This window comes from Streptomyces sp. NPDC050560 (assembly GCF_044457285.1).
Classification (GTDB): Bacteria; Actinomycetota; Actinomycetes; order Streptomycetales; family Streptomycetaceae; genus Streptomyces.
In genome coordinates this window covers 86,293-100,912 of the sequence record NZ_JBITGT010000007.1, presented here as the reverse complement: position 1 = coordinate 100,912, position 14,620 = coordinate 86,293, and the positions used below count along the sequence as shown (strand labels likewise).

Here is a 14,620-nt window from a genome sequence, read left to right as displayed (position 1 = left end):
CCCCCCCCGCCCGGGCGGCAGACCCGCCCGCACGTCCCCCCTCGCCGACTCACACTGAGGAGACTCCATGCAGAACGTGTTCAGCAGCCTCAAGGACATCCTGGTCAGCAAGCTCAAGGTGGAGCCCGAACTCGTGACGCCCGACGCCACCCGGGACGACGTCGAGCTGGACTCACTCGCGGTCGTGGAACTCGCGATGGTGCTGGAGAAGGAGTTCGGTGTCGTCGTGTCGGACGACGAACTCCTGGAGACGGAGAACATCGGGTCGATGGTGACTCTCATCGAGCAGCGGATCGCGGCCGTGTGATGGTTTGCGTCGACACCGCGATCACCGGGCTCGGCCTGGTCACCCCGGGCGGCGTCGGCACGGAGGCCAGTTGGGCGGCCGTCCGGGACGGGCGACCCACCGCCGCCATCGACCCCGCGCTGGCGGGCATCCCGGTCCGGCTCTCCTGCCGGGTCCCGGGCTTCGACGCCGACGCCCTGCTCGGCGCCCGGCGGGCGCTGCGCCTGGACCCGTTCACCAGGTTCGCGCTGGTCGCGGCCCGGGAGGCGATCGCCGACGCCGGGCTGTCCCCGACGACCTGGGACGGCGCCCGTGTGGGCGTCGTCCTGGGCTGCGCGGACGGCGGTCCCGGCACGGTGGAGGCCCAGCACGGGGAACTGCTGAGAGCGGGCCCCTCCAGGGTGTCCCCGACGCTGCTGCCGATGCAGCTACCCAACATGCTGGCCGGGCAGGCCGCCATCGAGTTCGGCGCCACCGGGCCCAACCTGGTGGTCGCTACCGCGTGCGCGTCCGGCGCCACCGCCATCGGCACGGCACGTGACCTGCTGGCCCTCGACCGCTGCGACGTGGTCCTGGCCGGCGGCAGCGAAGCGATGATCACGCCCTTGGTCATGACGGGCTTCGCCCGCATGGGCGCCCTGTCCCGGCGCGAGGACGATCCGGCCACCGCCTCCCGCCCGTTCGACGCCGGGCGGGACGGCTTCGTGGCCGGAGAGGGGGCGGGAGTGGTGGTGCTGGAGCGCACCGCCGATGCTCGCGCCCGTGGTTCTCGTGTCCGTGCCCGGGTCGCCGGGTACGGCGCGTCGGCCGACGCCCACCACATGACCAGCCCCGACCCCGAGGGCCGTGGCGTCGAGGCCGCGGTCAGGGCGGCGCTCGCCGACGCCGACGCCGGCCCTGGCGACGTTCAGCACATCAACGCCCATGCCACGTCGACACCGTTGAACGACCTGGCGGAGGGGCAGGTGATCAGCAGGGTTTTCGCAGGGGCGCCCCTGGTGACAGGAACGAAAGGGGTGACCGGACACCTGCTGGGCGCCGCGGGGGCCGTCGAGGCGGTTCTCACGGTGCTCGCCATGGAGCGGGGTCTCATCCCGCCGACCGCATCACTGGAGACGCTCGACCCACGCCTCGACATCAAGGTCGCGACGACCGCCACAAGCGCGAAGGTCGAACTCGCCCTCAGCCACTCCTTCGGCTTCGGTGGACAGAACGCGGTTCTCGCCTTCACCGGACCGTGACGGGCCATGCTTTCCGCACCGCTCCCGGCCCGTCGGCAGGCTTAGCTGCCGCCCAGGCCGACTTCCCGCAGCGAGGGCGCCTGGTTGAGTATGTCCCGGAAGCGTTGCCTCAGTTGTAGGGACGGCTCCATGCCCAGTTCGTCGACGAGCCGCCGACGGGCGTTGTTGTAAGCCTCTATTGCCTCGGCCTGCCGCCCGCACCGGTACAGCGCCAGCATGAGCATCTCCGTGATGCGCTCTCGCCACGGGTGCACCGAACTCATGCGCTTCAGTTCCCCTATGACGTCGTTCGGGTCCTGGCACCCGATGCTCAGCCAGAGCTTGTCTTCCAGGGCCGTCATGTACTCCTCGTCGAGTTGCAGGGTCACGCTCTGGCACATGGGCCCTGCCGCCACGTCCTGCATCGGGGACCCTCGCCACAGTTCCAGGGCCTCGTCGAGGAGTTTGTACGCCGCGTGCGGGTCCTCACCGGCGACGCTGCGCGACTGAGCGAATCTGCTGCGGAAAAGAGTCATGTCCAGGTTGTCCGTGCAGTTTTCGAGGGCATAACCGGAGGCTCGCGTCGTCACGCGCGGAAGTCTCGCGGCGGACACCGGAAGTTTCTGTAACGTTCCACGCAGGCGATAGATGTGCGCCTGAAGCGAGTTGTGTGCCGTTGCGGGGGGATTCTCTCCCCATAGTTCCGTGTAGAGCTGTTCCGCCGGCACCGGTCGCCCACCGCTGATGAGCAGCGCCGCGAGCAGGGTCCGCTGCCGTGAACCGCGCATGCCGTGGAATTGGCCTTCGATGTCGTAGCCGACCGGGCCGAGAATTCTGAACTTCACTGTCCTCTGTCCCCCCTGGGCGAGTACCGATACTGGGCCAATGCCGAGACGAGGTGTGGTGTGCTGTCGCAGCCGCCGCAAAGGAGCGCGAATCATTTTCCCCCAATTAACACTGCCACAGATGAGCGCGCCGCACATCTATATCGTCCGCCGGGCTGCTGATACCCGCCATCGGAATAATCCGTTCCTGGGGTCGCTTCGGGCAATAGTGCCCGTTTCATCCCTGGTTCTGGTGGATGGGGTGAGGGGAGACGTAGCTCTCTCGGGTGGTAGGGCATGGCCGGAACGCCCCAGGTGCTGTGGCCCGAGCGGAAGCGGCGGGAAAGAATGGGACAGGCTTTGGGTACGGCGATGCGGGCGTTTGGCTGAATCGCTTCATTACCTCGCACGTAATTGACCGGAAGCTTCCTGTGATGGAAGCGTGTGATTTTACCGACCTTGCTTGAGGTTGGTCTCTTGTCCATAGCCCAGGCCCTGAGCGGAGTCCAGGAATGACGTCAGACGCACCTTCGTACGCCAATACAGAGGGGCGCGCCGACGACGCCGCCGGCGGGCCGTCCTGGGGCGCTCTGGCGGTCGTGATGGTGGGCACGTTCATGACTGTCCTTGACTACTTCATTGCCAACGTGGCGATTCCGGCCATCCAGGCCGATCTGAGCGCAAGTTCCGCGCAGGCACAGCTCGTCATCGTCGGCTACGGTGTGGCCTTCACCGCGGGGATGATCACCGGGGGCCGGATCGGCGACCTGTTCGGGCGTCGGCGCATGTTCGTCCTGGGGCTCGCCCTGTTCGGCATTGCTTCGGCAGCCTGCGGCCTCGCGCCCAACGCCGATCTGCTGGTGGTCGCCCGGATCGTGCAGGGCGCCGCGGCCTCCCTGATGGTCCCCCAGGTCCTCGGCATCCTCGGCACCGTCTACAACGGCCCCGGCCGCGCGACCGCCTTCAACGTCTACGGCCTGGTCGTCGGACTCGGCGGTGTTTTCGGCCAGTTGATCGGCGGTGTGCTCATCACCGCGGACTTGGGCGGCCTGGACTGGCGCGTCATCTTCCTCATCAACGTGCCGATCAGCCTCGTCACACTCGCCTTCGTCCCGCGCGCGGTACCCGAGTCCCGTAACGCCGACGGAACCCGCCTGGACCTGCCGGGCGCCGTTTTCGTCACGGTCGCGCTCGCCCTGCTGGTGACCGCGCTCGTCGAGGGCCGTGAGCAGGGCTGGCCGGTCTGGAGCTGGGTGTGCCTGGTGGCCGCCGCGGGACTGGGCGCCCTGGCCGTCGCACATCTGTCTCGCCGAGGCCGTGAGGGCCGGGGGCCCCTCATCGACCCCGCACTGTTCCGCGGCCGGGTGTTCTCCATCGGTCTCGCCGCGACCCTCACGTACTTCCTGGCGATGGGCTCGTTCTTCTTCCTGCTCGCCCTCTACCTCCAGGACGGCCGCGGGCTCACCCCGCTGGAGTCCGGACTGCTCTTTCTCGCCTTGGGCGCCGGGTACTTCGGCTCATCCCTGGTGTCGGCGCGCCTTGCCGCCCGCCTCGGCCCTCGACTCGTGGCCTGCGGCCCTCTCACCCTCGCGACCGGATACGTCCTGGTCGGCGTCACCGTGGGCGTCAGCGGCACCGACGGCTCCATCCTGTGGCTCATCCCATCCCTGCTCATCGCCGGGATGGGTATGGGGATGACCACCGGCCCGCTTACCGGCCTCGTCCTCTCGGGCGCTGCGCCCGAGCACGCGGCCTCCTCGTCCGGGGCGGTCAACACGGCGCAGGAAGGCGGCGCCGCCATCGGTGTGGCGATCGCCGGCACGGTGTTCTTTCCCGCCCTCGGAGGCGCGGCGGTGGCGGCCGACTACCCGCACGCGTTCAGCATCTCGCTCATCCCGCTCGTCGTGTTCTGCTGTGCCGCCTCGGCGATGGTCTGGGCGATGCCGCGCGCGACGGCGGACTGACCGTCACAGGGGCGCCGTCGCGACGGCACCGGCGGCCCGACATTCACGAGGGAGCGCTCATGCCATACGTACGGACGACTGATGGAACACGGCTGAACGTGACGGACTGGGGGTCGGGCCGACCGGTGGTACTGCTGGCTCCCGGGGTGATGGGTTCACGCGCCTGGGAGTTCCAGGCCACCTGGCTGGCCGGGCGAGGGCTGCGCTGTGTCGCCTACGACCGGCGTGGCTGCGGGCGCTCGGACTGGCCGTGGGAGGGCTATGACTACGACACCCTGGCCGACGACCTGGCCACGGTCTTGGAAGACAGGGATCTGCGGGACGTGAGCCTCGTCGGCTGTGCGGTCGGTGCCGGAGAGGCCGTGCGCTATCTGGCCCGGTATGGCGCCGACCGGGTGAGCAGGCTGGTCCTCGTCAGCCCCACCACCCCGTTCATCATGCGCACTGCGGACAACCCGGGGGGCGTCGACCCCGCCGTACTCGTCGAGATGGCGGAGGCCATCGCGTCCGACCGGCCCCGCTGGGCGGCCGAACTGGCCGGGCCGTTCTTCGCCGGAGCCGAGGCTCCCTGTTACACGGGGGCGGCGGGCGACTGGCGCGGTCTGCCGGTGTCGGCGGAACTGGCCGGCTGGATGTCCGGCCTGACGCTGGACAGCTCACCCCGCGCCACCGTGGAGATCTGCCGCACTCTGTTCGGTACCGACCAGCGTGCGGAGACCGCGGATGTCCCGGTGCCCACGCTGGTGGTTCACGGTGAGGACGATCTGGCGGCCCCGGTGGAACTGTGCGGGGCGCGCACGGCCGCCCTGATCCCGGACTGCACCTTCGTCCGGTACGAGGGCGCCGCCCACGGCCTGTTCGCCTCTCACGCCGACCGGCTCAACAAGGACATCGTGTCCTTCCTGTCGGCTTGATCCGCGACGGCCGCGCGGAAAGCCGCCGCCGTGTGTTCGTCCGCCGGGTGCATCGTCTCAAGCGACAGCTCCGAGACGGTGATGTCGGTAGCGGCACCGAAGGTGGTGATGGTGCTGAACAGGCACAGCTCGGTGCCGAGTGCGCGCAGGCGGATCGAGGCGACGATGGTGTCCGACAGCTCCGAGCAATCCTTCTTCTCCGGAGGCGGCCCGTAGGCCGACACCTCTTCGTACAGCTCGCGAAGCTCCTCACGGCCGGAGTACATCGACTGCCGGTAGAGCCGGCCGAGGATGTGGTTGCGCCACTCGTCGACATTGATCACTTGGCGAGCCAGGCCCTCCGGGTGGAGGCTGAGCCGCACCACGTTGATCGGCGGGACGAGGAGTGCCGGGGACACCTCCGAAAGCAGCGCCTCGGTGCCACGGTTCATCGACACGACGTCTTCTCGGGCGTCGACGGCGAGAGCAGGAAAGGGCGCGTGCGCCGTGAGCAGACGGTCGACCGCCTCCCGTACGACCCTCAGCCGCGGCGCGTCCAGCGGAGTCTCCTGGTACAGCGGTGAGTAACCCGCCGCGACCAGCAGCGTGTTGCGCTGACGGAGCGGCACGTCCAGGCTGTCGGCGAGCCGGTGCACCAGCGCCCGGCTCGGCCGGGAGCGTCCGGTTTCCAGGAAACTGAGATGCCGTGCCGAGATCTCGGCACGGAGCGCCAGCTCCTGCTGACTGATCTTCCTGCGCCGACGCCACTCCCGTAAGAGCGGTCCGACTCCGCTTTGACTTGTGGGCTTGGTCACGTCCCCCATGATAATTAACACCACTGACATCGCCCCCTCGGCACACGGGCGTCTCTTCGGCCAAGAGCTGAACTCCCCGTGCCCGACCGGACATCAGCGTGCGGATTCCGAACCTCCCTCGCCGCCGCTCGCGCCGTGGACGAAGGGACCCGCTCAGACGTGAGGCACGCAAGGCCGCGACCCGTCGACCGCGTCGACACTCATACGACCGCGTCGACACTCATATCGGCACAGCCGGACCGCGATCGGGACAGGCGCTACCGCCGAGCCCCATTGTGGCTCTCCACGAGAACCGGGCCCTGCGCGGTGGGGGAGAAGCGGAAGGTTCTGCGGTAGGCGGAGGGTGTGGTGTCCAAAGTGTCCCGCATGTGCTGACGCGGATTCGTGCCGTTGCCCGGGCCGGCCCTCACGACGATGTCGTCCACGGGCAGTTCGGCCGACTCCAGCAGGCGGCGTGCGTGTTTCAGGCGGGCCGAGGTGAGCCGGGCGGCGGGGGAGGGACCCGCCTCCTGCCGGAAGCGCGCGTCCGTCGAGGTTCCCGCGTCCTCCCGGACAGGGCGCTCGATGTACTGCGCCTGCCCGCCGTTCCGCACGGGCGCGACGACGCCGTAGCGGGCCACGTGGTGCGCCGCGGAGTCGCCGTGGTCTTCCCTGACCAGGTGCAGGCACGGATCGATGACCGCCGTCCGCCGGCCGCGAGAACGAACGCGCCGGTGCACAGGGACACCAACCGGGCCCCGCTGCCGGGCCGCGCGCAGTGCCTCCGCGATTCCGAGGGTCCACCACGCCGTCGTCGATCACGTCCGGGCAGTGGGTCCCCGCGACGATCACCGTGTCGGCGTGCTCCAGCAGGGACGGGCCGCCCTGGGGCGTGACGCCGTACCCGCTGACCATCGGCACCGGGGAGCCGTCCGGGGTGAGGGTGCGTACCTCGGGTGTTGGCGGTCACGACAGGAGCGTGCTCCGGATCTGCGTGGAGGGCGAGCGGCGGAGGGGCGGCGGTACGCGCTCCTGTGGCGTCCGGCAGATTGCTGGTCAGGTCGGCATCGACCCGGAGGAGAAGCACAGGTGCCGTTCGGCCTCGACCAGGAGGTGTTGGACGCCCGGATAGATCACCTCGCCGACCTTCCACAGCGCGATCCCACGGCGCAGGCGCACGATGTGCTCCGCGGTCCAGGACGGCAGGCCCAGTCGGGACACCGTCGCTTCCGCTTCCGCCATCTCTGGCTGTAGATCACGATGGTGTCGGCCATCTTCAGAGCCGCGCGGGTCTCCGGGCTGTCGTCGATGTCTGACAGAAGATGGACGACGAAGATGCAGGCCAGGCCGTAGCCCCGAGCGAACTCCAAGAACTTCTCAAGCAGTGCGGTTAGTAGCCAATGAGCTGCACTTTTAGACCGTGAGCCTTTTCCATCATCGGTTTGAGCTGGCCAGATGCAGGGTGAGGACGGCTTGGACGAGGGCGGTGATCCGAGTGGTGGAGCACCGGCTTTTTGCGCGGGAGCCGCCAGTTCTTGAGGGGCGTCATGGCCTGCTCGACGAGTGCGCGGATCTTCGTGTGGGACCGGTTCACCGCCTTCTGCCCTGGGGAGAGGGTGTCCCATCGTCCCCAGTACGGGATGTGGACCGTGCCGTCGGCGCCGCGGTAGCCCTTGTCCGCCCAGCAGGTGACATGGGCCCGGTCGAGGGCGTCGATGATGCCGTGTTCGCGGGCCGCGCGGATGTCGTGGACGGCTCCGGGCAGGGCCGGTGACGCCCACAGCAGTCGGCCGAACGGATCGGTGAGGACCTGCACGTTCATGCCGAGTTTCTTGTGTTTCCCGGAGTAGAAGGGCTGGTCCGCCTCAACTTGGCGACGGCCCCTCAAGATCTACTGGCACGGTTGTTCGATGTCGTGGAAGCAACAGAAAGGATCGAAGAAAGCATGCCGAACAGGATGAGAGCCGCTACCGATGACGCGGCTGCACGGATGCTGTCGGTGCCCCCAACGGGATTCGAACCCGTGCTACCGCCTTGAAAGGGCGGCGTCCTAGGCCGCTAGACGATGAGGGCTATCGGCCCGCCTGGGCGCTGTGCAGCGCGTCGGGGACGTGAGAAGCATATGGGATGGCGGGACGGATCGGCAAAAGGGTTCCGGCGGGGGCTTGTGGCGGGGCGTAGCCCCGGGGGCGGGGCTCAGCCCCGGGGCGGCTGGGCAGGCGCTCAGCGTGTGCTCGGCGTAGGGGAGCGGTGCCGGGCGGAGTCCGCGGGGGGTGTCGAGGGGGACGACGGCCGGTCGGAGGGGGACGGGGGAGGCGCGGACGGGGAGTCCGAGGGGGATGTGGATGGGGAGGACGGGGAGTTCGAGGGGCTGGAGGGGCTGGAGGGGTGGTCGGTGGGGCCGCCGCCGGGAGTGTTCTCCTGGGGGAGGTGCCTGCTCACCTCCGCCGTGGAGAGGCCGAGGCCGCCGAGCCGGATCGCGTCCCATGCCTGGAGGCGCTTCGTGTCGCGGTCCATGTAGAGGACGGACGCCTCGATCGGATCGGGGTTCTTCTTCTCGACCGCGCGCAGCCCGCTGCCGCCCGTCGAGCCCTCCGTGCGCAGCCGCGTGCCCAGCGGCAGTACCTCCATCTCCGCGTGGTGGATGTGGCCCGTGAGGGTCAGCGGGACCGTGCCGTCCGTCTCGCGCGCGGCCACCGGCTCGTGGGCGATCGCGATGTCCACGGGGGTGCCCGCCCGCTCCTGGTCGCGGATCGCGGAGGCGAGCCTGATGCCCGCCATCCGCTCCCCGGGGTCCCCTATCGGCTTGACCGACCGGTCCGGCGTGTACTGCGGGTCGCCGGTCCCGGCGAAGCGCAGCCCCGCCACCGTCACGGCCTCGCCGTTGTCGAGCACATGGACGTTCTTCATCTTTTCCAGATAGCGCTGGGTGGTGGCCGAGTCGTGGTTGCCCCTGACCCAGACGTAGGGCGCGCCGAGGGTCTTGACCGGGTCGAGGAAGCCGTTCTCCGCGGCGCTGCCGTGGTCCATCGTGTCGCCGGAGTCCACGATCACGTTGATCTTGTACTGCTTCACAAGCGAGGCCACGATGTGCCAGCTCGCCGGGTTCAGATGCACGTCGGAGATGTGCAGCACCCGGATGGTCGACGGGTCGGGCTGGTACGCGGGCAGCGTGGAGGCCACGTCGTACAGCTTCGTCATGTTGGTGACCAGGCGCGCCAGTTCGTGCTGGTACACGTCGAAGTCGCTGACGATGCTGCGCGCGCTGCCGACCACCGAGGGGGCGCTGCTGAGCAGTCCGTCGAACTTCGGTTCGAGTACGGACTTGGGGTTCCAGGTGGCGTACGCGGTCCCGCCCGACGCGGCGAGCAGCGCGAGCGCCAGGCCGCCGGCCGCCAGCGCGCGCCGTGGGCGCCGGTAGACCACGAGCCCCAGCGTGCACGCCCCGGCGACCACCGCCACACAGGAGCGCACCGCGAGGTCGAGCGTGCCCCTCTCGACATCGCCGGCGATCTCGTCCTGGAGCCCGGAGAACCGCTCCGGATGCTCCACCAGCTCCTGCGCCCGTACCGGGTCGAGCCGGTCCACATCCACGTCAAGCCGGATGGGCGCCGTGTGCGAGTCCAGTTCGAGGGAGCCGAGCGGCGAGACGTTGACATGGGTGCCGCCCGTCACCGAGGGGCGCAGCGCCATCCGCGTGTCCATCGGACCCACCCGCACCTGCGCGCTCCCGACGATCAGCAGCCCGAGCCACGCCCCCGCCAGCACCACGCAGACGAGGCCGAACGCGCGGGCGAACGGGCGCGTACGGGTGAAGGGGTCCTTCAGCTCGGGGGCGACCGGCCCCGGGGGCGTGCCGCGGCCGGGGGAGGACGGACGGGGAGCGCGCCATCGCCTCATGGCGACGGGTGCGTTCCTTATGCGGCGGACCACTGCGGGGAGGTCGTGGGCCATTGATCCCTTATGCCCAAGTCCGCTCGTCGCTATGCCGGATGGTGTTTGGATATGACCGGATGCGGGGGCGGCCGATCGGGTACGGAGGTGGCGCCCACGGGGCGCGCGAGTCCATGGGGTGTACGGGTGCCGCGGGTCCTGTGCGGCGTCGGGGAGGTCGGCGGGGTCGGCCCGGTGGCCGTGGTGCGGCCGGTCCGCGGCCCGTGCTGCCGGGCGGCGGGGGCGTGCCGTGGCCGACAATGGCCGAGTGCTTGAGATGACGCGCGAGGACTTCGAGGAACTGGTCGCCGAGGCGCTCGACCGCATCCCGCCGGAGCTGATGCGGCTGCTCGACAACGTCGCGGTCTTCGTCGAGGACGAGCCGCCCGCCGACGAGCCGGAACTGCTCGGGCTGTACGAGGGCACGCCCCTGACCGAGCGCGGCGAGTGGTACGCGGGCGTGCTGCCGGACCGCATCACCGTCTACCGGGGCCCCACCCTCCGGATGTGCGCCACGCGCGAGGAGGTCGTCGCGGAGACGGAGGTCACCGTGGTGCACGAGATCGCCCACCACTTCGGCATCGACGACGCACGGCTCCACGCGCTCGGCTACGGGTGAGGCGCCCCGGGGGGTACGGGGCCTCCTTGGGGGCTCCCGGTCCTCGCGGCGGCGCGGGTGGTCCTCCGGATCTGTCGGGGCGGGGCGCGGGGGCGGGGTGTGCGTGTCCTCGGGACCTGGCGGGGAGTTGGGCAGGCCGACCGTGTTCCGCGCCCCGGAGGTGGCCCGTGCGTCCGTCGTACGCGCAAGACCGTACCCCCCACCCGCCCACCCGCCCGTACGCTCATCCGCTCGTACGACTCCCCGCCCATCTGCGGGTACGGGCGGCCGCCGCGCTGCTGGCCGTCGCCGCGGCGGCGGGGGTGAGCGGCTGTATGAGTGTGGGGAGCGAGGACGGCACCGAGCCCGCCGGGTCCTCCGCCTCCACCCCCGAGCGCGGCGCCGCGCCCGGGCCCGACAGCGCCCCGGGCGCGCCGGGGGTCGGGCCCGCGGGCGCCGAGCGGCCGGGCGGCAGGGGCCACGGCGCGCACCGGGACAAGCCCTCGCCCGACGCCTCCGAGTCCGAGGACGCGACCGACGACGGCGGCGACGACAGCGGCGACGACAGAGATGACGCCGATGACGCCGACAACGGGGACAAGGGGCGCGAGGGCGACGGGAAGGTCGACGACGGCGGGAAGGGGAAGCCGGGCGAGGGCGGGGGTTCGGGCCCGGAGACCGGTGGCGGGGGCAAGGGCGGGCACGGCGGCGGTGGGGGACGGCCGTCCGCGAAGCCCACGGGGTCCGGCGGCGGCTCCCACGACCCCGGCGGCCACGGCACGCCCCCTTCCGGACCCGGACCCGGCCCAGGACCAGGACCCGGGTCCACTCCGCCCGCCGAGCCGTCGGCCGCGCAGTCCGATCCGCCCGCTCCGGGCCCCTCGGCCTCGGCCCACGGAGGCGGCTCCTATCGCCCGCTCCGGGGTGTACCGTCCCCCTCTCCGCAGCGGATTTGAGTATTCCGGTTGTCCTCGGCAATTCCGGCCGATGTAACGGGGAATGGCAACGCGATGGAATTACGGGGATTCACGCGCGGATATGCGAGATGAATATGCGGCGGCTGGGTGGGGCGGGGCTTTGGGGTACGGCTGCCGCCGGGACCGGAGGGGCAGGGGAGAGGCGGGGGCGGGGGTGGGCCTAGGTGGGCCGGGGCGGGGTGGCTGGAGCGGGGCTGAGGTGCGGTTGAAGTGGGCTTGAGGGTTGGCCCGGGGCTGTCTTGTGGGGAGCGGGGCGTTGTTGGCGTTCTGGGGGCGGGGGTGCTGGCTGAGCAGGGGGTTTCCGTGTTCTGCGGTGGCCGGTTCAGCGGGCCGTGGAGGGGTGGTCGGCGGGGGCGGCGAACCGGTTTGCCTTCCGGGGGGTGAGGTGCGTATGGTGGTAGATCGTTTGATCCCATTTGCCCGGCGCACTCCTCACAGAGCGAGGAAAGAAGCGCGCCGCGTGTGGCGCGTACTCCCTTGCCGTGGCCGGACCGCATAGAGGCGGTTGCTCGCGAATTCACGGAGTTTGGGCGCGTGCCGTGAACTCCGGAAGGTTCGCATTTCGCATGTCTGTTTCCAGTCCCGACCACATCGCCGTGCTCGCTGACGACCACGAGCCCGCCGACGTGACGGCCGAGACCGCCGCCCCCGACGCCGAGCGCGCCGAGGACACCACAGGGGCCGAGCCCGCGGCAGCCACCGAGGCAGCCGAGGCCATCCAGCCCACCGAAGCCCCCGAGACGGCCGCCGTCTCCAAGACGGCCGAGGCCCCTGCGACACCCGAGACCCCTGTGACGGCCGAGGCCGTCACCGCCGCAGCCGAAGAGGAGCAGGCCCCCCAGCCCGGCTTCGGCGACCTCGGCCTGCCCGAGTCCGTCGTGAACAAGCTGGCGCAGAACGGCGTGACCACCCCGTTCCCCATCCAGGCCGCCACCATCCCCGACGCCCTCGCGGGCAAGGACATCCTGGGCCGCGGCCGCACCGGCTCCGGCAAGACCCTCTCCTTCGGGCTGCCGCTGCTCGCCACCCTCGCGGGCGGCTACACCGAGAAGAAGCACCCGCGCGGCGTCGTCCTCACGCCCACGCGCGAGCTGGCCATGCAGGTCGCGGACGCGCTCCAGCCCTACGGCGACGTACTCGGCCTGCGTATGAAGGTCGTCTGCGGCGGCACCTCGATGGGCAACCAGATCTACGCGCTCGAACGCGGCGTCGACATCCTCGTCGCCACCCCGGGGCGGCTGCGCGACATCATCAACCGCGGCGCCTGCTCCCTCGACAGCGTGCAGATCGCCGTGCTCGACGAGGCCGACCAGATGGCCGACCTGGGCTTCATGCCCGAGGTCACCGAGCTGCTCGACCAGATCCCCGAGGGCGGCCAGCGGATGCTGTTCTCGGCCACGCTTGAGCACGAGATCGACACGCTCGTGAAGCGGTACCTGAACGGCCCCGTCGTGCACGAGGTCGATCCCTCCGCGGGCGCCGTCACCACGATGAGCCACCACATCCTCATCGTGAAGCCGCGCGACAAGGCCCCGGTCACGGCCGCGATCGCGGCGCGCAAGGGCCGTACGATCATCTTCGTCCGCACCCAGATGGGCGCCGACCGCGTCGCCGAGCAACTGCGGGACGCGGGCGTGCGCGCCGACGCGCTGCACGGCGGCATGACCCAGGGCGCCCGCACCCGCACCCTGGCGGACTTCAAGGACGGGCACGTCGGCGTGCTCGTCGCCACCGACGTCGCCGCGCGCGGCATCCACGTGGACGACATCGACCTGGTGCTGAACGTGGACCCGGCCGGCGACCACAAGGACTACCTGCACCGTTCCGGCCGCACCGCCCGCGCGGGCCGCTCCGGCACGGTCGTCTCGCTCGCGCTGCCGCACCAGCGCCGGCAGATCTTCCGGCTGATGGAGGACGCGGCCGTCGACGCCTCCCGCCATGTGGTGGGCGGCGGCGGGGTCTTCGACCCCGAGGTCGCGGAGATCACCGGGGCACGCTCCATGACGGAGGTGCAGGCCGAGTCCGCGGGCAACGCCGCGCGGCAGGCCGAGCGCGAGGTCAAGGACCTCACCCGGCAGCTTGAGCGCGCCCAGCGGCGCGCCGTCGAACTCCGTGACGAGGCCGACCGCCTCACCACCCGCGCCGCCCGCGAGCGCGGCGAGGAGCCCCCGCAGCCGGCGGCCGCGGACACGGCCACCGTCCAGGACCCGGCGGAGCCCGCGGCGGAGTCGGCGGCCCCGGCCGTCACCGACGCCCCGGCGGAGGTCCCGGCGCAGCAGTCGAGGCCGTCGTACGAGGGCTCGTACGAGCGCAGGGAGCGCCGCCCCTACGAGCGGCGGGACGGCGAGCGCACGTACGAGCGCCGTGACCGCGACGGGGACAGGTCGTACGACCGCAGGGGCGGCGGACGCTCCTTCGACCGGCGTGACGACCGCCGTGACGACCGCGGTGGCTTCAACCGGGACCGCGACCGTGGCGGCTTCCGCCGCGACGACCGTGGCGACCGGGGTGAGCGCGGCGAGCGCGGGGACCGCGGCGGCTTCCGCAGGGACGGCGAGCGCTCGTACGACCGCAAGGGCGGCAACCGCCCGTTCGGCCGCCGCGACGACCGGGGCGGTTTCAACCGGGACCGTGACGACCGCGGGGGCTTCAACCGCGACCGTGACGACCGTGGCGGCTTCAACCGCGACCGCGATGACCGTGGTGGTTTCAACCGGGACCGTGACGACCACCGTGGCGGTTTCCACCGGGGCCGTGAGGAGCGGGGCGGCTTCGACCGCGACCGGGAGCGCGGCGGTTTCCGCCGTGACGACCGGCGCCCGTTCAACCGCGACGACCGCGGCGGTTCCCGCCGTGACGACCGCCGCCCCTTCAACCGCGACGACCGCCCCGCGTCCCGCCGCGACGACCACCGCGGCGGCCGCCGCGAGGACAAGCCCCGCTGGAAGCGCGGCAACTGAGCGAAGGACGAAGAAGGACGAAGGACGAAGGACACGGACGCCGCGGCCCCGGCATGACGGGGCGGACATACGGCGCCCATGGCATGGAAGGGCCGGGCCCCCGACCGAGGGGACCCGGCCCCGCCGCGTTCTCCCCGGAGAAGCGCCCCGGGACCACCCCTGCCCCCTCCG

The 14,620-nt window shown here is 71.0% G+C and carries 12 protein-coding genes, 1 tRNA gene and 1 pseudogene; 7 read left to right on the top strand and 7 right to left on the bottom strand.

The window, feature by feature from the left end:
• Window positions 1-67: 67 nt before the first annotated feature.
• Window positions 68-307 (top strand): acyl carrier protein, encoded by a 240-nt coding sequence (locus tag ACIBIW_RS17470; RefSeq protein WP_399336947.1) that lies wholly within the window; start codon window positions 68-70, stop codon window positions 305-307.
• Window positions 307-1,527: a beta-ketoacyl-[acyl-carrier-protein] synthase family protein gene (locus ACIBIW_RS17465; protein WP_399336944.1), complete on the top strand. Its 1,221-nt coding sequence runs from the start codon at window positions 307-309 to the stop codon at window positions 1,525-1,527. Before ACIBIW_RS17470 ends, ACIBIW_RS17465 begins: the two co-directional genes overlap by 1 nt.
• Before the next feature lie 41 nt (window positions 1,528-1,568).
• Here ACIBIW_RS17465 and ACIBIW_RS17460 read toward each other — a convergent pair whose 3' ends face one another.
• Complete coding sequence (locus ACIBIW_RS17460; protein ID WP_399336942.1) at window positions 1,569-2,351, bottom strand: BTAD domain-containing putative transcriptional regulator; 783 nt, start codon at window positions 2,349-2,351, stop codon at window positions 1,569-1,571.
• Window positions 2,352-2,842: 491 nt separating this feature from the next.
• Between ACIBIW_RS17460 and ACIBIW_RS17455 the strand changes: the two genes are divergently transcribed.
• Window positions 2,843-4,294, top strand: a complete 1,452-nt coding sequence (locus ACIBIW_RS17455) for an MFS transporter (RefSeq protein ID WP_399336940.1) — start codon at window positions 2,843-2,845, stop codon at window positions 4,292-4,294.
• 98 nt (window positions 4,295-4,392) lie between these two features.
• Complete coding sequence (locus ACIBIW_RS17450; protein ID WP_399336938.1) at window positions 4,393-5,208, top strand: alpha/beta fold hydrolase; 816 nt, start codon at window positions 4,393-4,395, stop codon at window positions 5,206-5,208.
• Here ACIBIW_RS17450 and ACIBIW_RS17445 read toward each other — a convergent pair.
• From ACIBIW_RS17445 to ACIBIW_RS17420, 6 genes and pseudogenes are all read right to left on the bottom strand, one after another.
• Window positions 5,160-6,011: a helix-turn-helix domain-containing protein gene (locus ACIBIW_RS17445; protein ID WP_399336936.1), complete on the bottom strand. Its 852-nt coding sequence runs from the start codon at window positions 6,009-6,011 to the stop codon at window positions 5,160-5,162. The two genes, ACIBIW_RS17450 and ACIBIW_RS17445, sit on opposite strands and share 49 nt — an antisense overlap.
• Before the next feature lie 248 nt (window positions 6,012-6,259).
• The gene (locus ACIBIW_RS17440; protein WP_399336933.1) at window positions 6,260-6,622 is read right to left on the bottom strand and encodes a helix-turn-helix domain-containing protein; all 363 of its coding nucleotides are present in this window, start codon (window positions 6,620-6,622) and stop codon (window positions 6,260-6,262) included.
• Window positions 6,623-7,037: 415 nt separating this feature from the next.
• Complete coding sequence (locus ACIBIW_RS17435; RefSeq protein WP_399336931.1) at window positions 7,038-7,223, bottom strand: hypothetical protein; 186 nt, start codon at window positions 7,221-7,223, stop codon at window positions 7,038-7,040.
• A gap of 192 nt (window positions 7,224-7,415) precedes the next feature.
• Window positions 7,416-7,854: pseudogene (locus ACIBIW_RS17430) on the bottom strand (transposase family protein); the annotation flags it as partial.
• 127 nt (window positions 7,855-7,981) lie between these two features.
• A tRNA-Glu gene (locus ACIBIW_RS17425) sits at window positions 7,982-8,054 on the bottom strand.
• 150 nt (window positions 8,055-8,204) lie between these two features.
• Complete coding sequence (locus tag ACIBIW_RS17420) at window positions 8,205-9,881, bottom strand: metallophosphoesterase (RefSeq protein WP_399336929.1); 1,677 nt, start codon at window positions 9,879-9,881, stop codon at window positions 8,205-8,207.
• 301 nt (window positions 9,882-10,182) lie between these two features.
• On the opposite strand from ACIBIW_RS17420, the gene ACIBIW_RS17415 reads away from it, so the two are divergent.
• From ACIBIW_RS17415 to ACIBIW_RS17405, 3 genes are all read left to right on the top strand, one after another.
• The gene (locus ACIBIW_RS17415) at window positions 10,183-10,533 is read left to right on the top strand and encodes a metallopeptidase family protein (protein ID WP_399336927.1); all 351 of its coding nucleotides are present in this window, start codon (window positions 10,183-10,185) and stop codon (window positions 10,531-10,533) included.
• Window positions 10,534-10,700: 167 nt separating this feature from the next.
• A complete protein-coding gene (locus tag ACIBIW_RS17410; RefSeq protein ID WP_399336925.1) occupies window positions 10,701-11,468 on the top strand; it encodes a hypothetical protein in 768 nt (255 codons plus the stop codon).
• A gap of 587 nt (window positions 11,469-12,055) precedes the next feature.
• Window positions 12,056-14,449 carry a DEAD/DEAH box helicase gene (locus ACIBIW_RS17405; RefSeq protein ID WP_399336923.1) on the top strand — a complete coding sequence of 798 codons (2,394 nt, stop codon included), beginning with the start codon at window positions 12,056-12,058 and terminating at the stop codon, window positions 14,447-14,449.
• Window positions 14,450-14,620: the final 171 nt, after the last annotated feature.